Source organism: Bradyrhizobium sp. HKCCYLRH3097, assembly GCF_051167875.1.
Taxonomy (GTDB): domain Bacteria; phylum Pseudomonadota; class Alphaproteobacteria; order Rhizobiales; family Xanthobacteraceae; genus Bradyrhizobium.
On record NZ_JBNPTX010000016.1, the window covers coordinates 17564 to 37899 of the forward strand.

Genomic DNA, 20336 nt, shown 5'->3' on the forward strand with positions numbered 1-20336 from the left:
AAGGCTTATTTCAGAGCATCCAGCTTTCGTTGGTATCCCTGCGCTTATTGCATGTTCGAGCTGCGACTTAATCACTCGGGTGAGAATGACAAGATATCATGACACTGATAAATGTAACGATGAGGTCACATGGGCTAACGGAACGACAAATTGGGAGGATGCACATGCTCAAGGCGGGTTTGGTTGCGGCAGTCGTGGTTGCAACGTCGGGAGGCGCCGCATTGGCGCTGGACGGCGGCGACGCTGCGAAGGGCGAACAGGTCTTCAAGCAGTGCATGACCTGCCATCGGATCGGACCGGAGGCGAAGAACGCGGTCGGTCCCGTGCTTACCGGCGTGGTCGGCCGGCCTACCGGGACCTATCCGGGCTTCGCCTATTCTGAGCTGAACAAGCATGCCGGCGAGGCCGGGCTGGTCTGGACCGAGGACAACATCTTCGCATACCTCCCAGATCCCAACGCCTTCCTGAAGAAGTTCCTCACCGACAAGGGCAAAGCGGATCAGGCCACTGGATCGACCAAGATGGTGTTCAAGCTCGCCAACGAGCAGCAGCGCAAGGACGTCATCGCGTATCTGAAGACGTTCTCCGAGAAGAAGTGATTGGTATCGGCCGCCCCCTCATCGCCAGCGCTGCCGCAGATCGGCGGCGTTGGCGAGACCCGAGGCCGCCAGACAGCCTGCGAGCCAGAACCAAGGCGCCCCGATCAGCGCGCAGCGCAGCGCCAGCAGCAGGAACACGCCGGCGAGCAGGTTGGGCAGCAGTCCAAGCGGGCTGATGCCGCGGCGGTGCCGCTGCCAGATCCACGCCACGGCGGCGAACTCCACGGCGACCACCGCGAGGATCAGGTCGACCAGATGCGGGCTGCGAAACAGCTCACCCATTGCGCGAGCCGCTAGGCGGCCCTCGCGAGCCCGGTGAGGTGCGCGATGTTCTTGAAGAAGATCCGCACATGCGACAGCGGTTTCGCCTTCACCAGTTCCTTGTTCATGTAGGCGTCCCAGGTCAGCTGCTGGACGTCCTTGTCACGGCAGATCGCGACGAAGCGCTCGCGGCGGGCGTCGTTCGTGTACCAGTAGCGCTGCATCATGCCGAGGATGAAGAACACGGCGCCATGCTTGCGCATGAAGGATTTGCGGGCGGTGGCCAGGGCGGCTACATCGCCGGTCTTGAGGAACAAGGCAACGGCGACGGCGGCCGCGCGGCCGCCGGCCATTGCGTAGTAGATGCCCTCACCGGAGGCCGGGGCCACCACGCCGGACGCATCGCCGGCCAGCACGACGTCGCGGCCATTGTCCCACCGCGACAGCGGCTTCAGCGGGATCGGCGCGCCTTCGCGGCGGACGGTTTCGAGATCGTCGAGCGCGGCGGCCTTGCGGAATTCGGCGACTGAGCCCCGCAGCGAAAAGCCCTTATGCGCGCTGCCGGTGCCGATGCTGGTGGTCGGTCCGTGCGGAAACACCCAGCTGTAGAAGTCGGGCGACAGCCGGCCGCGATAGACGACATCGCACCGCGCGGCATCGAACACCGGATGGCTGCGGTCCGGCGAGCGGATGATCTCGTGATACGCGAACACGTAGCGCATCTCGCTGGCTTCGGGGATGCACTGGCGCGCCACGGCCGAGACCGCCCCGTCGGCGCCGATCACGGCTCGGGCCCGCACACGGTCCTCGCGCACGCTGCCGTCGTCCATGCGCCTGACATAGTGCACCACCGACTTGCCGTCGTCGTCGCGCGCGATATGGCTGAAGGTCCCGGTGCGGCGGATCGCGCCGTTTGCGGCGGCGCGCGCGCGCAGCCATTCGTCGTAGTGCTCGCGATCGACCATGCCGACGAAGCCGCCGTCGATCGGCATGTCGACGTCCCGGTTGCTCGGCGACACCATGCGGGCGGACGAGATTCGGGCCACCAGCAGATGGTCGGGAATCTCGAACTCGGCGATCAGCCGCGGCGGAATGGCGCCACCGCACGGCTTGATGCGGCCGGCCTTGTCGAGCAGCAGCACGTGATGACCCTGGCGGGCCAGATCATTGGCGGCGGTGGCGCCGGCGGGACCGCCGCCGACGACCACGACATCAAAGCATTCCGGGCTGGAGGAGGGGCTCATCGGTCAGGCTCCCAGATTGGCCGGCTGCGCCGCCAGCGTCGGTGATGGCTCGCGCGGGCGCTTGATCCAGATCGCGAGCCAGGCGGAGAGGACGAACAGTGCCGCTTCGGCCGCGAACACCGCCGCGTAGGCCGAGGCGGTCGTCGGCATGAAATGGCGCGCGGCGTCGGCCGCCGCGGTGCCGACGAAGCCGCCGATGCCGAACGAGATTGCCTGCGAGGCGCCCCACAGGCCCATGCGCGTGCCCTCGCGGTTGTCGCGGCCCTCGCTGACCATGTTCATCATCGCGCCGATCGCGGCGATGGCGTAGACGCCGTTGGTGATGCCGAGCAGCAACACGGACGCGCGCAGCGGCCAGGCCGGGCCGACGGTCGCGGCCGCAACCAGGCTGAGCAGCGCCAGCGCCGAGGCGAGGCAGCCGCCGATGATCCACGGCTGCGGCCGCATCCGCCAATCGGCATGCAGGCTCGCCATCGCCGGCATCAGGATCATGCCGATCAGTGCACCCATGTGTTGCACCGATGAGAGCTGCGTGGTCTGGCCCGGCGTCATGCCGAACACGCTGCCGGCGAACGGCTCCAGGATCAGGTCCTGTGCGCTGTAGGCGAGCATCGAGACGAAGATGAAGATCGCGAAGCGCCGCGCCTGCGGCTCCCGGCAGATCTCGCGGAAGTCCTGCATGAAGCCCGACCGCTCCGCGATGGCGGAGGTCGTCTCGGCAGAGGTGTCGGGCTGCTCGATGCCCCAGACGCCGAGCAGCGTCAGCACCATGGCGATGGCCGACACCGTGCCCGACACCGTCATCAGCCGCTCGCCGGAGAACGGATCGAGCGCCTTGCCGGCCACCGCCGTGGTGACGATGAAGCCTGTGATCATCATGATCCAGGCGATCGAGGCGGCGGCGCTGCGCCGCTCCGGCGCGGTGCGCTTGGCGAGCAGCACCAAGAGCGACGTGCCGGCGGCGCCGACGCCGATGCCGATCATGATGAACGCGATCACTGCGAGCGCCAGGCCGACGGCGAGGTGGGCCGCCATCAGCGCGGTGGCGGCTGCGGCCAGCAGGCCGCCAGCCGCGAGCACCGCCATGCCGCCGACGATCCAGGCGAAACGACGCCCGCCGACATCGGAGCCGTGGCCGAGCCAGGGCCGCAGCACCTGCATCGCGTAATGGATCGCGACCAGCAGGCCGGGGATCATCGCCGGCAGCGCCAGTTCGATCACCATGACGCGGTTCAAGGTCGAGGTGGTCAGCACCACGACCGCGCCGAGCGCGGTCTGCACCAGGCCCAGCCTGACGATGCCGAACCAGGACAGAGGAGCGGGCGCAGCGTTGCTCATGCCGACAACCCCGCCAGCGCGAGGGCCGTGACCAGCATGCCCAGCACGTAGAGCAGCACGCCCGTGCCGTTGTACCAGGGCGCGAGCTCGCGCGGGTTCGTCATCAGCCGCCGCATCAGCACCAGCTGGGCCGCGATCAGCGCAACCACGATGATGGCGTGGGCCGGGCGGCTCCAGACAATGAGCAGCGCCAACACCGCAACCTGCGCCAGCGCCATCGTGATGCAGGCGAGGCGCGCGGCCCTCTCGGCGCCGAGCAGCACCGGCAGCGAGTTGACTCCGCTGACGCGGTCGCCGCCGATCGACTTGAAGTCGTTCAGGGTCATGATGCCGTGCGCACCGGCGCTATACAGCAGGGCGACCGCGAGAACGGGCCAGGACGGCGCCTGCGCGCTCATGATCGCCGCCGCGGTGATCCAGGGCAGGCCCTCATAGCAGAGGCCGACGGCGCTGTTGCCCCACCAGCCGTTCTGCTTGAGCCGGATCGGCGGCGCGCTGTAGGCCCAGGCCAGCGCGAGGCCAAGCGCCGCAGCAGCAAAGCCCCAGGTGCCGAGCAGGGTGGCGACGCCGAGCGACAGCACCGTCCAGATCAGCGCAATATAGAGACCCCAGCGTCCGGGAATGCGGCCCGACGGGATCGGGCGGTCCGGTTCGTTGAGCGCATCGACATGGCGGTCGAACCAGTCGTTGACGGCCTGGCTGGTGGCGCAAACCATCGGCCCGGCGAGCATGAGACCTGCGATCACGACCGGCCAGCGCGGCGCCAGTGGCGCGCCGGACGAGATCACGCCGCAGCCGAACGCCCAGATCGGTGGAAACCAGGTGATCGGCTTCAACAGCTCGAGAACGGCCGAGGGATGAAGCCGGGGAGCGAGCGGGACGGGCGCGATCTCGGTCATTGCAACTGTTCCCCCTATTCCAACTGGCTGTCTTCTTCGCTCGGCTCGGCCAGGCCATAGCGCCGCAGCTTGACGTAGAGGCTCTGTCGGCTGAGGCCGAGCATCTCGGCGGCGGTGGCGCGGTTGTCGCCGGTCAGCTTGAGCGCGGTCTCGATGCACATCCGCTCGATCACGTCGGTGGTCTCGCGCACCAGCTCCTTGAGCGGCACGCGACCGATGAGCTCGGCGAGCTGCTCGCGGGAGCGCGGAATATAGCCGTGGTCGCCGCCGTCGCCGGAGATGCGCGGGCCGACGTTGCGGATGGTGAAGCCGAGCCGGGCCTGGCCGGGCGCCCCGACCGTGCTGGCGGAGATCTCGACGTCGACCGGCGAGCCGTGCTCGCCGCGGACGACGCTGGAGAACAGCTTCACGCTGCCATGCTGGCGCAGATTGGTCAGCATAACCGAGAAATCGATCGCCGACTTGCCGATCCAGCGGTCGATCGTCTCGCCCATGATCTGGTGCATGTTCTCGATCTGGGCAAGCTGGAGGAAGGTGGCGTTGGCGTGCAGTAGGCGGCCGTCCATGTCGGTGATGACGAAGCCGTCGGGCGCCGATTCGACGAACTGCACGAGCTGGGTGTTGACGTCGGACGTCCTGGGGAGCGCAGGCTGCGACGTCTGCGGAGAGAACCGCAGCAGGAACAGCGACGAGTTGTCCTGCCGGAAGAAGGTGCCGTCGAGCAGATAGTCGCGGCCACCGTCGAGCCGGATCTTGGCGCGTTCGATCTTGCCCTGCGAGCGGATCGCCAGCGACAGGGATTGCGACATCGCCATGTCGTCGAGCAGCAGCACGTCGGGAAACAGCTTGCCGATCAGATTGGCGGCGCCATGGTCGAGCAGGGCGGCCGCGGCCGGATTGGCCTCGACGATGCGATGGCTCACCGCATCGACGATCAGCACCGGCTCGGCCGTGATCTGAAACAGGATCCGGTAGCGCGATTCGGCGTTGCGCATGCGCGAGTAGTCGCGCTCGATGGCAACTTGCGCCTCGATCAGCTTCTGCTGGAGCGCGGCGGTGGCGCGCACGTCGCGGCCGACCGCGATGAAGCGCGCCGCGCCCTTGATCGCCACCACCGCAAACAGGATCGGGATGTCCGGCCCGCGCGCGGCCGGATAACGCACCTCGCGCCAGCGCGACACCTTGCGCTGGGAGGCTTCGGCGAGCAGCAGCTCTGGCTTGGTCTGGCTTTCCTCGGACACTGTTGCTTGCCAGGATCGGCCGATCCACGCGTCTGTGTTTCTCAGTTCAAGCGGCAGGCCGGCTTGTTGAAAAGCCAGGTCCTGAATGTTGCCGTCGGCGTCGAGCGCGAGCGCAATGTCGGACGCTGCGGCCACCAGCATGCCCGCAACATCCGCATTGAGGTCGCCAAGCGACTCTTTCGGAGCTCTGAACGCCCTCACCAACGCCGTTGTCCTCCCAGTCAAGGAGCCTTCGCGCGGCAAGTCTCGTTCCAGCATTCATCTTCACTGCACCCTCAGCTATCGCCGTTCGGTCAGAAGACTGACGACGTGCCGGGCTTGCGAAGCCTCTCTGCTCGGATCGGAGACGACACCGTCGCCGCCGACCAGGAGAACGAGTTCAGGCCGTTCAATAAAAGCAGGACCGCAGACCAGCACGCCGACGTCCTGGTTGGAGGACTCGCGCCGGACCATCCTTATGTTCGAGGCAAGATCGTCAAGCTTCTTGTCGCTGTTGGCGAAGAACTCGACGACGTTGAACCACTGCGAGCGAAGCGTCTCGACGAAGCCGCGATCGGCCGTGTCCGGCTCGATCCAGGTCTCGAAGCCGTCGCGACGGAAGAACTCGCCGGCCAGCACGAGACCGAACATCATGTGGCCCAGCTCGCGCCTGTCGCCCGGCGCCGTGGTCAGCAGCACGCGCAGCCCCGCGGGCGCGACCGAGAGCTCGGCGCAGAAGGCCGAGCTGAAATGCCGCAGCAGCTGCTGCAGCCGCCACAGCGCGAGCGTGACGTCGGCGAAGTCGCGCTCGTCGTCGGCCCACAGATGGCGCAGATGGTTCGCGGTGGGGACCAGGAGATCGAGATAGATGCGTTCCAGGGTCTCGCCGTGATCGCGATGCGCCTGGATGCAGGCCACCGCGCCAACATCGTCCGCATCCAGCACGAGTTCGGCGAAATCGGCCGCCTCCTGCGCCGAGGCCGTGATGATTGCCGGGACGCGTTCGAGCGCGGAGGCATGGGCCATCACGAGCCGCGGAATGATCTCGGCTTCGATCGCGTCGTTGAGTTGGGGGTGACGTGTGTTGCGCAGCGGCGCGATGATGCGCGGCGATGCAGGCGCATGAAAGCCGGGCTGCCCACGCTTCGTCCGAAAGCGGGCTCGCGGAAATCGGGCTGTCTCATTGAGCTCGGTCATAAGCGCCTCCCCTCCATATGAGCGCACGTCACTCGTTGCGTCAATATTATTTGACGTCAATTTTGATTGACACTCTTCCTGCCCAGGTCTAGCGTTTCCCCATCGGGCTCGCACTCGGGGATTTGCGATGCGCCACCTGCGAACTGCACAACGTAGCGCTGATCAGACCGAGTGCGGTGCACCACAAATCCCCCTGTGGTTGTCGTCATCGCATCACTGGGCACCGATGTTGTCAAATCATCTTTACACACGGTGTGACGCCCAGTTCACATCCGCCACCGATCCGTCGCTCTGGAGCCAGCTCTGCTTCACCCCTGAACCGGCGCCGCGTGCAAAGCGGCAAGCGCTTTACACGCCTGAGGAAAAGCGCCGGCGCGACGCCACGCCATGGACCCTGGTGCAGGGCATTCTGGCGCCGCTGCAATTTCTCGTCTTCCTGATCAGCCTCGGACTCGTGGCGCGCTATCTCGCGACCGGCGAGAGACTCTGGCTCGCGACCGCCTCGGTCGTTCTGAAAACAGCGCTGCTCTACACCATCATGATCACCGGCTCGATCTGGGAGCGGGTCGTGTTCGGGCGTTATCTGTTCGCACCGGCCTTCTTCTGGGAGGACGTGTTCTCGATGCTGGTGATCGCGCTGCATACGGCCTATCTGGCCGCGATCATCGGTCATATCGGCAGCGCCCAGCAGCAGATGCTGCTCGTGCTCGCCGCCTACGCCGCCTACGCGATCAACGCCGCGCAATTCCTGCTCAAGCTGCGCGCGGCGCGGCTGCAGGGCGAGGCGATGGCGCCGGCCGCCGTCACCAGCGTGGAGCGCGCGTCATGAGCATGTCCGCGCAAGCCTGTGCCGTGAAACCACCTGCTTCGCCGGACGGCGTGCTGCGCGAGCGCGGACAGCGGGAGGTGTTCTGCGGCCTCACCGGCATCGTCTGGCTGCATAGGAAGATCCAGGACGCGTTCTTCCTCGTCGTCGGCTCGCGCACCTGCGCGCATCTGATCCAGTCGGCCGCCGGCGTCATGATCTTCGCCGAGCCGCGCTTCGCCACCGCCATCATGGAGGAGCGCGATCTCGCCGGCCTCGTCGACGCCAATGACGAGCTCGACCGCATCGTCGCGCAGTTGCTGGCGCGTCGGCCCGAGATCAAGCTGCTGTTCCTGGTCGGCTCCTGCCCGTCGGAAGTGATCAAGCTCGACCTGTCACGCGCGGCGCTGCGGCTGTCGCAGCGCTTCTCACCTGATGTGCGCGTGCTCAACTACTCCGGCAGCGGCATCGAGACGACGTTCACGCAAGGCGAGGATGCCTGCCTCGCGTCGCTGGTGCCGGTGCTCCCCGCAGCCGATCGGGCTGCGCGGCCATCGCTGCTGGTGGTCGGCGCGCTCGCCGACGTGGTGGAGGACCAGTTCAGGCGGACCTTTGCGGCGCTCGGCATCGACCAGGTTTCCTTCCTGCCGCCGCGCCGCTCCTCGGAGCTGCCCGCGATCGGCCCGGAGACGCGCGTGCTGCTGGCGCAGCCCTTCCTCGGCGACACCGCACGTGCGCTCGAGGAGCGCGGTTGCCGCCGCATCGCTGCGCCATTTCCGCTCGGCGGCGAAGGCACCGCGCTGTGGCTCGCAGCCGCCGCCGACGCCTTCGGTGTCTCTCGCCCCCATGTCGAGCGGACCCTCGCGCCGCTGAAGGCGCGGGCCGAGCGCGCGCTGGCGCGCTACCGCGCGCAGCTCGCCGGCAAGCGCGTCTTCCTGTTTCCGGACTCCCAGATCGAGATCCCGCTGGCGCGTTTCCTGACGCGCGAGATCGGCATGGAGCTGGTCGAGGTCGGCACGCCCTATCTGCACCGCGATCATCTCGCCTCCGAGCTGGCGCTGCTGCCTGATGGCACCCAGCTCAGCGAAGGCCAGGACGTCGAGCGCCAGCTCGACCGTTGCCGCGCCGCGCGGCCCGATCTCGTCGTGTGCGGGCTCGGCCTCGCCAATCCGCTGGAGGCCGAGGGTCTCACGACCAAATGGTCGATCGAGCTGATCTTCACGCCGATTCAGGGGTTTGAGCAGGCCGGCGATCTCGCCGAGCTGTTCGCGCGGCCCTTGCTGCGGCAAACCCGACTGGCGGTGTGAGATGCAGCTGTCGGTCTGGACCTATGAAGGACCTCCGCACATCGGCGCGATGCGCATCGCGACCGCGATGCGCGACGTGCACTACGTGCTGCACGCGCCGCAGGGCGACACCTACGCCGATCTCCTGTTCACGATGATCGAGCGCCGCGACCGCCGCCCGCCGGTCACCTACACCACGTTCCAGGCGCGCGATCTCGGCGGCGACACTGCGGATCTGCTTCAGAGCGCGGTGCGCGCCGCTTACGAGCGCTTCCAGCCGCAGGCGATGCTGGTCGGCGCGTCCTGCACGGCCGAGCTGATCCAGGATGATCCCGGCGGGCTCGCGCAGGCCTTGAAGCTTCCCATTCCGGTGATCCCGCTCGAGCTGCCGGCCTATCAGCGCAAGGAGAATTGGGGCGCCTCGGAAACGCTCTACCGGATTGTACGGGCGTTGGCTGCGTCTTCCGCTGATGGCTCCCCCCGCCGTGAAAGGAAGACAGGCGCCCGTCCAGTCTGCAACCTGCTTGGTCCGACGGCTCTCGGCTTCCGTCACCGCGACGACCTCGCGGAAGTGACCAGGCAGGTTGTGGAGCTCGGCATCGAGATCAACGTCGTCGCGCCGTGGAACGCGACGCCGGCCGATCTCGCCCGCCTTCCCGACGCCGATTTCAACATCGTGCTGTATCCCGAGATCGCGCTGACGACGGCGCAATGGCTCAATCGCCAGTTCGGCCAGCCTTTCACGCGCACGATCCCGATCGGCGTCGGCGCGACGCGCGACTTCATTGCGGAGGTCGCAGGCCTCGCCGGCGTCGATGCCGCGCCGGTGCTGGCGCGCAGCGAGAGCCGGCTGCCGTGGTACTCGCGCTCGGTCGATTCGACCTATCTCACCGGCAAGCGCGTCTTCATCTTCGGCGACGCGACCCATGCGGTCGCCGCGGCGCGCGTCGCGACGCAGGAGCTCGGCTTCGAGGTCGTCGGCCTCGGCACCTATGCCCGCGAGTTCGCCCGCGAGATCCGCGAAGCCGCCGCGATCTACGGCGTGGAGCCGCTGATCACGGATGATTACCTGGAGGTCGAGGCCCGCGTCGGCGAGCTGCGGCCCGAGCTCGTGCTTGGCACGCAGATGGAGCGTCACATCGCCAAGCGGCTCGGCATTCCCTGCGCCGTGATCTCCTCGCCGTGCCACGTGCAGGATTTTCCCGCGCGCTATTCGCCGCAGATGGGCTTCGAAGGCGCCAACGTGCTGTTCGACACCTGGGTGCATCCTTTGATGATGGGCCTGGAGGAGCATCTGCTCGGCATGTTCCGCGAGGACCATGAATTCGCCGATCACGCGCCGTCGCATCTCGGCGCAGCACCGGCCGCGCCGCCGCAGCAGCCGCAGCTGCGCGTCGTCGAAACCAACGTCACCACCGAGCTTGCCTGGGCGTCCGACGCCGAGCGCGAACTGACCAAGATCCCCTTCTTCGTGCGCGGCAAGGCCCGCCGCAACACCGAACGATTCGCGCGCGAGCGCAACGTCAACCTGATCACGCTCGAGACCTTGTACGATGCCAAAGCGCATTTCGGTCGCTGACGTCACACCCATCCGGGTGGTGATCGTGACGATGGACAGCCATCTCGCCTCGGCTGCCGTGCGCGCGCGCACGGCGTTGCAGGCGGAGCTGCCCGGGCTCGATCTGAAGGTGCATGCGGCCGACGAGTGGGGCTGCAATCCGACCGCGCTCGAACATTGCCTTGCCGATATCGCCACCGGCGACATCGTCGTCGCCACGATGCTGTTCATGGAGGATCACATCCAGCCGGTGCTGCCGGCGTTGCAGGCGCGCCGCGACCAATGCGACGCCATGATCGGCTGCCTCTCGGCCGGCGAGGTGGTGCGCCTGACCCGGCTCGGCAAGCTGACGATGTCGGGCTCCGCCACCGGCGTGCTCGGCCTCTTGAAGCGGCTGCGCGGCAGCAACCGCTCCGGCAATTCCAGCGGCCAGGGCCAGATGAAGATGCTGCAGCGGATGCCGCGCCTGCTGCGCTACATCCCCGGCACCGCACAGGACCTGCGCGCCTACTTCCTCACGTTGCAATATTGGCTCGCCGGCTCCGAGCAGAATTTTGCGAACATGGTGCGCTTCCTGGTCGGCCGCTACGCCGACGGCCCGCGCGCCGCGCTGCGTGGCAAGACCAACGCGGCCGAGCCGGTGACCTATCCGGATGTCGGCCTCTATCATCCGCGGCTGTCGCCGCGGATCATCGAGCGCGCCGACCAGTTGCCGGCCCTGGCGAAGCCGGCCGGCCGCGTCGGCGTGATCTTGATGCGCTCCTATCTGCTCGCCGCCAACACCGCGCATTATGACGGCGTGATCGCAGCGCTGGAGGCGCGCGGGCTTGCGGTCATTCCGGTGTTCGCCTGCGGGCTGGACTCGCGCCCTGCGATCGAGCGCTATTTCCAGAAGAACGGCGTCGCCACCGTCGATGCCGTGATCTCGCTCACCGGTTTCTCGCTGGTCGGCGGCCCCGCCTACAATGACGCGTGCGCCGCGGAAGAGGTGATGGCCGGCCTCGACGTGCCGCTGATCGCGGCGCATCCGCTCGAATTCCAGACCGTCGAGCAGTGGCGCGATGACGCGCGCGGCCTGACGCCGGTTGAAGCGACGATGATGGTCGCGATTCCCGAGCTCGACGGCGCCGTCGGCCCGACCGTGTTCGGCGGGCGGTCGGCGGTGGCCGATGCCGGCCGTGACATGGCCTCGATGCCGGAGCGCGCGACGCAACTCGCCGCGCGCGTCGCCAGGCTCGTGGAGCTGCGCCGTTCGGCGCGCGCCGAGCGGAAGCTCGGCGTGGTGTTGTTCAACTTCCCGCCGAACGGCGGCAGCGCCGGCACCGCGGCCTATCTCTCGGTGTTCGAGTCACTGCACAACGTGATGACCTCGCTACGCGCCGCCGGCTACACGATCGATGTTCCGGCCACGGTCGATGAGTTGCGCGCCCGCGTGCTCAAGGGCAATGCCGAGCGTTTCGGCACCGCCGCCAACGTCGCGGCGCGCATCCCGGTCGATCAGCATGTCCGGCGCGAGCGGCACCTCGCCGAGATCGAGAAGCAGTGGGGGCCGGCGCCCGGCCGCCACCAGACCGATGGCGCCAGCCTCCTGGTGCTCGGCGAGCAGTTCGGCAATCTGTTCGTCGGCCTGCAGCCCGCCTTCGGCTACGAAGGCGATCCGATGCGGTTGCTGTTCGAGCGCAGCTTTGCGCCGACGCATGCGTTTGCGGCGTTCTATCGCTGGCTGCGCGAGGATTTCCGTGCCCACGCCGTGCTGCATTTCGGTACCCATGGTGCGCTCGAATTCATGCCGGGCAAGCAGGCCGGGTTGTCCGCGGAATGCTGGCCGGAGCGCCTGATCGGCGACCTGCCGAACTTCTACATCTACGCGTCCAACAACCCGTCCGAGGGCGCGCTCGCCAAGCGGCGCGGCGGTGCCACCCTGATCAGTTATCTCACGCCCTCGATCACGCGCGCCGGCCTCTACAAGGGGCTCGCCGATCTGAAATCCTCGCTCGACGCCTGGCGCAATCTGTCGCCGGACGCGACCGAGCAGGTGAGGGGCGACAGCGCGGCGCTGATCCAGGCGCAGGCGGCGGCGGTCGATCTTGCCGCGGCCGAGCCGCTGTGGGGTGACGAGCGCGATGCCAGCATCGGCGCGCTGTCCGCGAGCGTGCTGGAGCTGGAATACTCGCTGATCCCGCATGGCCTGCATGTCGTCGGCGCGCCGCCGCCCGAGGGGCAGCGGACCGAGCTGCTCGACCTCGCCGGCATCGCCGATCCGGCCAAGCGTGCCGAGCTCGACAGGATGCTCGCCACCGACGGCGAGACGCCCGCGATCCTGCACGCGCTCGACGGCGGCTACATCCGCCCCGTGCCCGGCGGCGATCTGCTGCGCAACACCGACGTGCTGCCCACCGGCCGCAATCTCCATGGCTTCGATCCCTTCCGCATTCCCAGCGCCTTCGCGCTCAAGGATGCCGAGCGCCAGGTCGCGCGGCTGCTCGCCCGCCATGCAGGTGAAGGCCACAAGCTGCCCGAGACAATCGCGCTGGTGCTGTGGGGCACCGACAATCTCAAGACCGAGGGCGGGCCGATCGCGCAGGCGCTGTGGCTGATGGGCGCCGAGCCACGCCATGACAGCTATGGCCGCCTCTGCGGCGCGAAGCTGATCCCGCTGGAGCAGTTGGGCCGCCCGCGCATCGATGTCGTCATCACTCTCTCGGGCATCTTCCGCGACCTGATGCCGTTGCAGACCAAGTTGCTCGCCGAAGCAGCGCTGCTTGCGGCGTCCGCCGACGAGCCGGCCGACATGAATTACGTGCGCAAGCACGCGGTCGCGTTCCAGGCCGCGCATGGCGGCGAGCTGGCGGATGCGTCGCTGCGTGTGTTCGGCAATGCCGAGGGTGCCTATGGCGCCAACGTCAATCATCTGATCGATTGCGGCGCCTGGACCGATGAGGACGAACTCGCCGACGTCTACACACGGCGCAAGGGCTTTGCCTACGGCACCGACGGACGCCCTGTCCGGCGCGACGCGTTGCTCGGCCATGTGCTGGCCGGCGTCGATGCGGCCTATCAGAACGTCGACTCGGTCGAGCTCGGCGTCACTACCATCGATCATTATTTCGATACGCTCGGCGGCATCAGCCGCGCGGTGAAGCGCGCCAAGGGCGAGGCGGCGCCGGTCTATATCGGCGATCAGACCCGCGGCGAAGGCACGGTGCGCACGCTGTCGGAGCAGGTGGCGCTGGAGACCCGTACCCGCACGCTCAATCCGAAATGGTACGAGGCGCTGCTCGCCCACGGCTATGAGGGCGTGCGCCAGATCGAGTCGCATGTGACCAACACCGTCGGCTGGTCGGCCACCACGGGCCAGGTCGCGCCCTGGGTCTATCAGCAGATCACGACGACCTTCGTGCTCGACCCCGCGATGCGCGAGCGGCTTGCCTCGCTCAATCCGGCCGCGTCGGCGAAGATCGCCAACCGTCTGATCGAGGCGCATGAGCGCAATTACTGGACCCCGGACCCTGACATGCTCGACGTGCTGCGCAAGGCGGGGGAAGAGCTCGAAGATCGCCTCGAAGGCGTGGGAGTTGCCGCATGAACGTGACATTACGACCGCCGCTGACGACCGCGCCGCGACGCCCTGACGGGGCCGGCAGCGTGCAGGTGCAGCTCGATCCGAACGTCGTCATCGACACCGCGAAGGTGTTCTCGGTGTATGGCAAGGGCGGCATCGGCAAGAGCACGACGTCGTCGAACCTCTCGGTCGCGCTGTCCAAGCTCGGCAAGCGCGTGCTGCAGATCGGCTGCGATCCCAAGCACGACTCCACCTTCACTTTGACCAAGCGGCTGGTACCGACGGTCATCGACATTCTCGAGCAGGTCAATTTCCACGCCGAGGAGCTGCGCCCGGAGGACTTCGTCTACCAGGGTTATAACGGCGTGATGTGCGTCGAGGCGGGCGGGCCGCCGGCCGGCACCGGCTGCGGCGGCTACGTCGTCGGCCAGACCGTCAAGCTGCTCAAGGAACACCATCTGCTCGAAGACACCGACGTCGTGATCTTCGATGTGCTCGGCGACGTCGTCTGCGGCGGCTTCGCTGCCCCCCTGCAGCATGCCGACCGCGCGTTGATCGTCGCCGCCAATGATTTCGACTCGATCTTCGCGATGAACCGCATCGTCGCCGCGATCCAGGCCAAGTCGCGCAACTATCCGGTGCGGCTCGGCGGCGTGATCGCCAACCGTAGCGCCGCGACGGACCAGATCGACAAGTTCAACGAGCGGGCCGGATTGAGGACGGTGGCGCACTTCCCCGATCTCGACGTCATCAGAAAGAGCCGGCTGAAGAAGTGCACGCTGTTCGAGATGGAGGCCTCGCCCGACGTCGAGCGCGCCCAGAACGAGTATCTGCGCCTCGCGGCCTCGCTGCTCGCCGGCAGCGAGCCGATGCAGGCGGTGCCGCTCAAGGACCGCGACATCTTCGATCTCCTTGGCTTTGATTGAGTGGAGCCAGCCGATGACGACAGCGGAATATCTCGCCCGCCGCAGTGAAGTGGAGACGTATTTCGACCGCACCGCGGTCGCCGCCTGGACGCGGCTGACTTCGGACGCACCGGTGGGCCGCATTCGCGCCACGGTGCGGGCCGGCCGTGACGAGATGCGGCGGACGCTGCTGTCATGGCTGCCGCTCGATCTGCGCGGCGCGCGAATCCTGGATGCCGGCTGCGGCACCGGCAGCTTCTCGATCGAAGCGGCGCGCCGCGGCGCCGACGTCGTCGCCGTCGACATCTCGCCGACCCTGATCGAGATCGCCCAGCGCCGGCTGCCCGACGACATCAGCCGCAACGCCATTCAGTTCGTCGCCGGCGACATGCTCGATCCCAGGCACGGCGGCTTCAACTTCGTCGTCGCGATGGACTCGTTCATCCACTACCGCGCCGAGGATGCCGTGCGGATTGTCGCCGGTCTGGCCGCTCGCACCTCCGACGCGATCCTGATGACCTATGCGCCGCGCACGCCGATGCTCGCCGTCATGCATGCCGTCGGTGGCGTGTTCCCGCGCGGCAACCGCGCGCCGTCGATCGAGCCGGTCGCCGAGCAGAAGCTGTATCGCCTGATCGCCGACCATCACGATCTCGCCGACTGGCGCTGCGCCCGCAGCCGCCGCATCGCCAACGGCTTCTATATCTCGCAGGCGCTGGAGCTCCGCCCGTCATGAGCGCACGCGCACCATCGATCATGCAGGCGTGGATGCGGCTGTCGTCGCGCTATCTGCCGTTTGCGGATGCCGCCTCGACCGAGCTGCCGCTGTCGCGCCTGATGCGGCTGTCGCTGTTCCAGGTCTCGATCGGCATCTCGGTGGTGCTGCTCAACGGCACGCTCAACCGCGTCATGATCGTCGAGCTCGGTGTGCCCTCCTGGCTGGTCGCCACCATGGTGGCGCTGCCGCTGGTGTTCGCGCCGCTGCGTGTGCTGATCGGCTTCAAGTCCGACCATCACCGCTCGGTGCTGGGCTGGCGCCGCGTGCCGTACATCTGGATGGGCACGCTGCTGCAGTTCGGCGGCCTCGCGATCATGCCGTTCGCGCTGCTGCTGCTGTCGTCGGCCGATGCGCCGGGCCAGGTGATTGCCGGCCGTCTCGGTGCGGCGCTCGCCTTCCTGCTGGTCGGCGCCGGGTTGCACACCACGCAGACGGCAGGCCTGTCACTCGCGACCGACATCGCGCCGGAGCATTCGCGTCCGCGCGTCGTTGCCTTTCTCTACGTGATGCTGATGTTCGGCATGATGGCGAGCGCGCTGACCTTCGGTGGGCTGCTCGCCGAGTTCAGCGAGATGCGGCTGATCCAGGTGATCCAGGGCGCGGCGCTGACCGAGATGGTGCTCAACGTCATCGCGCTGTGGAAGCAGGAGGCGCGTGATCCGTCGCGCACGTCGGCGGCCCGCGAGCCGCCGCGCTTCGGCGACTCCTGGCGACGCTTCCGCGAGGCCGGCGGCTCGATGCGCGTGCTGGTCGCGGTCGGGCTCGGCACCGCCGGCTTCACGATGCAGGACATCCTGCTCGAGCCCTATGGTGCGGAGATCCTGCATCTCACGGTTGGCGAGACCACGGCGCTGACCGCGCTGTTCGCCGCCGGCACGCTGGCGGGCTTCGGCCTTTCCGCGCGCCGGCTCGGCAAGGGCTCCGATCCGTATCGCATCGCGGCGCTGGGCGGCCTTGTCGGGCTGTTCGCGTTCTCCGCCCTCATCTTCTCGGCGCCGCTGGCCTCACCCTTGTTGTTCCGGATCGGCACCACGCTGATCGGTTTCGGCGGCGGGCTGTTCGCCGTGGGCACGCTGACGGCGGCGATGGCACTGGTGCAGAACGGCGAGAGCGGGCTTGCGCTCGGTGCCTGGGGCGCGGTGCAGGCGACGGCGGCGGGGCTCGCGATCGCCGGCGGCGGCGCCATTCGCGATGTGATGTCGCAGCTCGCGCTGGATGGCCGCCTCGGCGTCGCCCTTGCCGGTCCCGCGACCGGCTACAGCATCGTCTACCACGTCGAAATCGCGCTGCTGTTCGTCACGCTTGCGGTCATCGGACCGCTGGTGCGGCGGCGAGCGGCGGAGCCGCAGCAACTACAATTCGGAATCGCTGAATTTCCAGGTTAGCCCGGTCGGGGAGGAAACCATGCAGACGTCTTTCACGAGCTACATCGATGTCGCCCAGGTGGTGCTTTACGGGTTCTGGGTGTTCTTCGCAGCCCTGATCTTCTACCTGCGCACCGAGGACAAGCGCGAAGGCTATCCGCTGCAGTTCGAGGGCCGCGTCGGCCGCCGGACCGCCTCGAGCGGTCACGGCTTCCCGACCCCGCCGAGCCCGAAGACCTACCACATGCATGGCGGCCGCAACGCGACCCTGCCGAACTGGGACAACGACCGCGCCGATGCGCCGGTGACGCCGATGTATCCCTGGCCGGGCACGCCCTACCTGCCGACCGGCAATCCGATGCTCGACGGTGTCGGTCCGGGCTCCTTTGCCGCGCGCAAGGACGAGCCGGAGCTGACCATCGACAACATCCCTGCGATCGTGCCGCTGCGCGTCGACGGCAGCATCTTCATCGCCTCCGAAGATCCGGATCCGCGCGGCATGCCAGTGCTGGGTTGCGACGGCAGGCTCGGCGGCAAGGTTCGGGAGGTCTGGGTCGACCGCGCCGAGATGCTGATCCGATACCTCGAGGTCGAGGTCGACGGCATCGTCGGACGTCACGTGCTGCTACCGATGACCATGGCCATCGTCGACAGGTCGCGCAAGGCGGTGCTGGTCGATGCCATCCTCGGCTCGCAGTTCGCCAGCGTGCCGGGCCTTGCCAACCCCGACCGGGTCACCAAGCTCGAGGAAGACAAGATCGTCGGCTACTATGGCGGCGGTCATCTCTACGCGACTGCTGCACGGCAGGAGCCGCTGCTGTGAGTACGCGCAGGGAGATGGATACGCTGATGCTGCCGGAGGGCGAGCGGCTGCTTTGGCAGGGACAGCCCACGGTGAAGGCGCTGCTGCTGCGGGTGTTCCACCTGCGCCTGGTGCTGGCTTATTTCGCGGCGCTGTTCGGCGCGCGCGTCGTGGCGGGCGTGCTCGATCATCAGCCGCTCGCGGCCTCGGTCGCCAGCGCCTCGTCGCTGGTGACGCCGGTGGCACTGGCGACGCTGCTGCTCACCGGGCTCGCGGTGCTCTACAGCCGCACCACGCGCTACACCATTACCAGCCGTCGCGTGCTGCTGCAGTTCGGCGCCGTGTTGCCGATGACCCTGAACGTGCCGTTCAAGCAGGTGGCACGGGCGGATGCGAAGCTGTTCTCCGATGGCTCCGGCGATCTGCCGCTCGGCGTCACCGCGCAGCAGCGGCTGTCGTATCTGCTGCTGTGGCCGCATGCGCGGCCGTGGCGGCTGAACGAGGTCGAGCCGATGCTGCGCGGCGTTTCGGACGCCCGCAACGTCGCCGAGATTCTCGCCAAGGCGCTGGTTGCGGCTTCGGATGGCGCCGTCGCCGCGCAGCCGCTGCCGGCAGCCAATGGTCAGTCGCAAGGCGCACCGCCGGCGGCGGTCGCCAGCGCGGCGTGATCGGGAGGAGGGCGCGATGAGCAACGCCGATAGCCATGCCGAAGCCGAGATCATCATTCCGAGGGGCGCGCTCCGCGCGGCCTTCGCCCTGGTCGCCTTTGCCCTGCTCGCGGCCGGCGTCGGCCGGGTCACGGGTATCGGCACGGTGCGCAACGACCACGTCACGGCGGTGCAGTCGACGGCGCTGCGGTTCGAGGACCGTGCCGATGGCGGCATTGCGGTGGTGTCGCCCGACAGCGGCAAGCTCGTGACCGTTGTCGAGGCCGGCGGCGATGGCTTCCTGCGCACCGTGCTGCGCAGCATGGCCTTCGACCGCCAGCGTCACGCGATCGGATCGGGCCCGGCGTTCACGATCAACCGCTGGTCCGACGGCCATCTGACACTGGACGATCCCGCCACCGGCCGGCGGATCGATCTCGCGCCGTTCGGCGCCGACAACATGCGCCGGTTCACGGGATTGATGGCGATGGGAGAGCCGCGATGAGAGGATTATGGGCCGCCGGGCCGCGCCGCTTCGACATCGGCTGCAGCATCGAGATCGAGCAGACCTCCGAGACCTTGCATGCCCATGTCACGCTCGACCGCGACGTCAACATTCGTCCGGGCGACGAAGTGCTGATCCAGGGCGCGCCGATCGTGGTGAAGTTCGGCGAGCAGCTCAACCTGCGCCGCACCGCCACGGTGGTGCGGGCAGGTCCCTTGAAGCGCCTGATGATGCATGTCGCGGGCTATCTCGAGCTCACGGAATTGTACGACGTCAGCTTTTCGGACGGGAGGGTCAGATGATCGCGATGGAAGGCGGAAGCGGCAACATCTCCACCAAGATGGCACTGGAGGACACGATCCTCACGCCGCGCTTCTACACCACCGACTTTGCGGCGATGGACCGGCTCAACGTCGACCTGGTGCGCCGCGAATGGGATGCGGTCATGGCCGAGCTGCGCGCCGACCACAACCGCAAGCACTTCGTGCGCACGCCGGAATTCGAGAAGGATCTGAACGAGCTGCCCGAGGCGCTTCGCGTGGAGTTCAAGGACTTCCTGGTGTCGTCCTTGACCGCCGAGTTCTCCGGCTGCGTGCTCTATGCCGAGATCAAGAAGCGGATCACCAATCCGGACATCCGCGAGTTGTTCCAGTTCATGAGCCGCGACGAGGCGCGCCATGCCGGCTTCATCAACGAGATCCTCAAGGATCACGGCATCGGCGTCGACCTCAGCTTCCTCACCAAGACGAAGAAGTACACCTACTTCAAGCCGAAGTTCATCTTCTACGCTACCTATCTCTCCGAGAAGATCGGCTATGCCCGCTACATCACCATCTATCGCCAGATGGAGCGGAATCCCGAGCGCCAGTTCCACCCGATCTTCAAGTGGTTCGAGAGGTGGTGCAACGATGAGTTCCGCCACGGCGAGGCGTTCGCGCTTCTGATGCGCGCCGATCCGAAGCTGCTCAGCGGCCTCAACAAGCTGTGGATCAAGTTCTTCCTGCTCGCGGTGTTCGCCACGATGCATGTCCGCGACCACATGCGCCCCGCCTTCTACGAGGCGCTCGGCATGCCGGTGGACGAGTACGACATGCGCGTGTTCCGGATCACCTCGGAGATCTCGCGCCAGGTCTTCCCGGTTATGCTGGACATCGACAATCCGCGCTTCTGGGCCGGCTTGAAGCAGCTGCGCCAGGTGTCGGAGGCGATTGCCGATGCCAAGGCACAGGGGGGCATCATGGGCACGCTGAAGCGCGCCGTGCTGCCGCTCAAGGCGGCGCTGACCTTCGGCCGGCTGTACATGCTGCCGGCCAAGAGCAACGAGCTGCCACGGGAGATCAGGCTGCAACCCGCCTGGTGACAAGGA

Annotated in this window: 19 protein-coding genes; 13 read left to right on the forward strand and 6 right to left on the reverse strand. The window is 67.4% G+C overall.

Annotated features, from left to right (window positions below; all coding sequences use genetic code 11):
• Positions 1 to 164 precede the first annotated feature (164 nt).
• Positions 165 to 599, forward strand: coding sequence for a c-type cytochrome (locus ACQR0U_RS29390; protein ID WP_315714312.1), 435 nt, complete (start codon positions 165 to 167; stop codon positions 597 to 599).
• A gap of 18 nt (positions 600 to 617) precedes the next feature.
• Here the strand turns inward: ACQR0U_RS29390 and ACQR0U_RS29395 are convergent, their stop codons facing one another.
• The 6 genes from ACQR0U_RS29395 to ACQR0U_RS29420 are packed head-to-tail and all read right to left on the reverse strand — an operon-like array spanning position 618 to position 6758.
• A complete protein-coding gene (locus ACQR0U_RS29395; RefSeq protein ID WP_315714313.1) occupies positions 618 to 881 on the reverse strand; it encodes a hypothetical protein in 264 nt (87 codons plus the stop codon).
• 11 nt (positions 882 to 892) lie between these two features.
• Entirely contained in the window at positions 893 to 2104 is a 1212-nt protein-coding gene (locus tag ACQR0U_RS29400; RefSeq protein ID WP_434842801.1) for a geranylgeranyl diphosphate reductase, read from the reverse strand.
• A 3-nt stretch (positions 2105 to 2107) separates the two neighbouring features.
• Positions 2108 to 3442 (reverse strand): BCD family MFS transporter, encoded by a 1335-nt coding sequence (locus ACQR0U_RS29405; RefSeq protein ID WP_434841332.1) that lies wholly within the window; start codon positions 3440 to 3442, stop codon positions 2108 to 2110.
• On the reverse strand, positions 3439 to 4341 hold the full coding sequence (gene chlG / locus ACQR0U_RS29410) for a chlorophyll synthase ChlG (protein ID WP_316201214.1): 903 nt from the start codon (positions 4339 to 4341) through the stop codon (positions 3439 to 3441). Before chlG ends, ACQR0U_RS29405 begins: the two co-directional genes overlap by 4 nt.
• Before the next feature lie 14 nt (positions 4342 to 4355).
• Positions 4356 to 5840: a transcriptional regulator PpsR gene (gene ppsR, locus ACQR0U_RS29415; RefSeq protein WP_315714317.1), complete on the reverse strand. Its 1485-nt coding sequence runs from the start codon at positions 5838 to 5840 to the stop codon at positions 4356 to 4358.
• A gap of 21 nt (positions 5841 to 5861) precedes the next feature.
• Positions 5862 to 6758, reverse strand: coding sequence for a cobalamin B12-binding domain-containing protein (locus tag ACQR0U_RS29420; RefSeq protein WP_315750179.1), 897 nt, complete (start codon positions 6756 to 6758; stop codon positions 5862 to 5864).
• A gap of 229 nt (positions 6759 to 6987) precedes the next feature.
• Between ACQR0U_RS29420 and bchF the strand changes: the two genes are divergently transcribed.
• The 12 genes from bchF to acsF are packed head-to-tail and all read left to right on the forward strand — an operon-like array spanning position 6988 to position 20330.
• Positions 6988 to 7587, forward strand: a complete 600-nt coding sequence (gene bchF / locus ACQR0U_RS29425; RefSeq protein ID WP_434842802.1) for a 2-vinyl bacteriochlorophyllide hydratase — start codon at positions 6988 to 6990, stop codon at positions 7585 to 7587.
• A 2-nt stretch (positions 7588 to 7589) separates the two neighbouring features.
• Complete coding sequence (locus ACQR0U_RS29430) at positions 7590 to 8870, forward strand: ferredoxin:protochlorophyllide reductase (ATP-dependent) subunit N (protein WP_434842921.1); 1281 nt, start codon at positions 7590 to 7592, stop codon at positions 8868 to 8870.
• Position 8871: 1 nt separating this feature from the next.
• Positions 8872 to 10428, forward strand: a complete 1557-nt coding sequence (gene bchB / locus ACQR0U_RS29435; RefSeq protein ID WP_316194293.1) for a ferredoxin:protochlorophyllide reductase (ATP-dependent) subunit B — start codon at positions 8872 to 8874, stop codon at positions 10426 to 10428.
• The gene (locus tag ACQR0U_RS29440) at positions 10403 to 13993 is read left to right on the forward strand and encodes a magnesium chelatase subunit H (protein WP_434842803.1); all 3591 of its coding nucleotides are present in this window, start codon (positions 10403 to 10405) and stop codon (positions 13991 to 13993) included. The genes bchB and ACQR0U_RS29440 overlap by 26 nt, the downstream gene beginning before the upstream one ends.
• Positions 13990 to 14895 carry a ferredoxin:protochlorophyllide reductase (ATP-dependent) iron-sulfur ATP-binding protein gene (gene bchL, locus ACQR0U_RS29445; RefSeq protein ID WP_315714321.1) on the forward strand — a complete coding sequence of 302 codons (906 nt, stop codon included), beginning with the start codon at positions 13990 to 13992 and terminating at the stop codon, positions 14893 to 14895. Before ACQR0U_RS29440 ends, bchL begins: the two co-directional genes overlap by 4 nt.
• A 13-nt stretch (positions 14896 to 14908) precedes the next feature.
• On the forward strand, positions 14909 to 15610 hold the full coding sequence (gene bchM / locus ACQR0U_RS29450; RefSeq protein ID WP_316169210.1) for a magnesium protoporphyrin IX methyltransferase: 702 nt from the start codon (positions 14909 to 14911) through the stop codon (positions 15608 to 15610).
• On the forward strand, positions 15607 to 17037 hold the full coding sequence (locus ACQR0U_RS29455; RefSeq protein ID WP_316169209.1) for a BCD family MFS transporter: 1431 nt from the start codon (positions 15607 to 15609) through the stop codon (positions 17035 to 17037). Before bchM ends, ACQR0U_RS29455 begins: the two co-directional genes overlap by 4 nt.
• A gap of 19 nt (positions 17038 to 17056) precedes the next feature.
• Positions 17057 to 17839 (forward strand): photosynthetic reaction center subunit H, encoded by a 783-nt coding sequence (gene puhA / locus ACQR0U_RS29460; protein WP_316169208.1) that lies wholly within the window; start codon positions 17057 to 17059, stop codon positions 17837 to 17839.
• Complete coding sequence (puhB, locus tag ACQR0U_RS29465) at positions 17836 to 18486, forward strand: photosynthetic complex putative assembly protein PuhB (protein WP_316169207.1); 651 nt, start codon at positions 17836 to 17838, stop codon at positions 18484 to 18486. Before puhA ends, puhB begins: the two co-directional genes overlap by 4 nt.
• A 16-nt stretch (positions 18487 to 18502) precedes the next feature.
• The gene (gene puhC / locus ACQR0U_RS29470) at positions 18503 to 18970 is read left to right on the forward strand and encodes a photosynthetic complex assembly protein PuhC (RefSeq protein ID WP_316169206.1); all 468 of its coding nucleotides are present in this window, start codon (positions 18503 to 18505) and stop codon (positions 18968 to 18970) included.
• Entirely contained in the window at positions 18967 to 19272 is a 306-nt protein-coding gene (locus ACQR0U_RS29475) for a hypothetical protein (RefSeq protein WP_315714327.1), read from the forward strand. The genes puhC and ACQR0U_RS29475 overlap by 4 nt, the downstream gene beginning before the upstream one ends.
• On the forward strand, positions 19269 to 20330 hold the full coding sequence (gene acsF / locus ACQR0U_RS29480; RefSeq protein WP_316200719.1) for a magnesium-protoporphyrin IX monomethyl ester (oxidative) cyclase: 1062 nt from the start codon (positions 19269 to 19271) through the stop codon (positions 20328 to 20330). The genes ACQR0U_RS29475 and acsF overlap by 4 nt, the downstream gene beginning before the upstream one ends.
• Positions 20331 to 20336 lie beyond the last annotated feature (6 nt).

Coding starts and splice junctions, on each gene's coding strand:
- bchM (WP_316169210.1), top strand. CDS start 14,909: ATGACGACAGCGGAATATCTCGCCCGCCGCAGTGAAGTGGAGACGTAT.
- ACQR0U_RS29430 (WP_434842921.1), top strand. CDS start 7,590: ATGTCCGCGCAAGCCTGTGCCGTGAAACCACCTGCTTCGCCGGACGGC.
- ACQR0U_RS29390 (WP_315714312.1), top strand. CDS start 165: ATGCTCAAGGCGGGTTTGGTTGCGGCAGTCGTGGTTGCAACGTCGGGA.
- ACQR0U_RS29400 (WP_434842801.1), bottom strand. CDS start 2,104: ATGAGCCCCTCCTCCAGCCCGGAATGCTTTGATGTCGTGGTCGTCGGC.
- acsF (WP_316200719.1), top strand. CDS start 19,269: ATGATCGCGATGGAAGGCGGAAGCGGCAACATCTCCACCAAGATGGCA.
- bchL (WP_315714321.1), top strand. CDS start 13,990: ATGAACGTGACATTACGACCGCCGCTGACGACCGCGCCGCGACGCCCT.
- ppsR (WP_315714317.1), bottom strand. CDS start 5,840: ATGCTGGAACGAGACTTGCCGCGCGAAGGCTCCTTGACTGGGAGGACA.
- puhC (WP_316169206.1), top strand. CDS start 18,503: ATGAGCAACGCCGATAGCCATGCCGAAGCCGAGATCATCATTCCGAGG.
- ACQR0U_RS29455 (WP_316169209.1), top strand. CDS start 15,607: ATGAGCGCACGCGCACCATCGATCATGCAGGCGTGGATGCGGCTGTCG.
- ACQR0U_RS29395 (WP_315714313.1), bottom strand. CDS start 881: ATGGGTGAGCTGTTTCGCAGCCCGCATCTGGTCGACCTGATCCTCGCG.
- ACQR0U_RS29440 (WP_434842803.1), top strand. CDS start 10,403: ATGCCAAAGCGCATTTCGGTCGCTGACGTCACACCCATCCGGGTGGTG.
- puhA (WP_316169208.1), top strand. CDS start 17,057: ATGCAGACGTCTTTCACGAGCTACATCGATGTCGCCCAGGTGGTGCTT.
- chlG (WP_316201214.1), bottom strand. CDS start 4,341: ATGACCGAGATCGCGCCCGTCCCGCTCGCTCCCCGGCTTCATCCCTCG.
- bchB (WP_316194293.1), top strand. CDS start 8,872: ATGCAGCTGTCGGTCTGGACCTATGAAGGACCTCCGCACATCGGCGCG.
- ACQR0U_RS29405 (WP_434841332.1), bottom strand. CDS start 3,442: ATGAGCAACGCTGCGCCCGCTCCTCTGTCCTGGTTCGGCATCGTCAGG.
- ACQR0U_RS29420 (WP_315750179.1), bottom strand. CDS start 6,758: ATGACCGAGCTCAATGAGACAGCCCGATTTCCGCGAGCCCGCTTTCGG.
- ACQR0U_RS29475 (WP_315714327.1), top strand. CDS start 18,967: ATGAGAGGATTATGGGCCGCCGGGCCGCGCCGCTTCGACATCGGCTGC.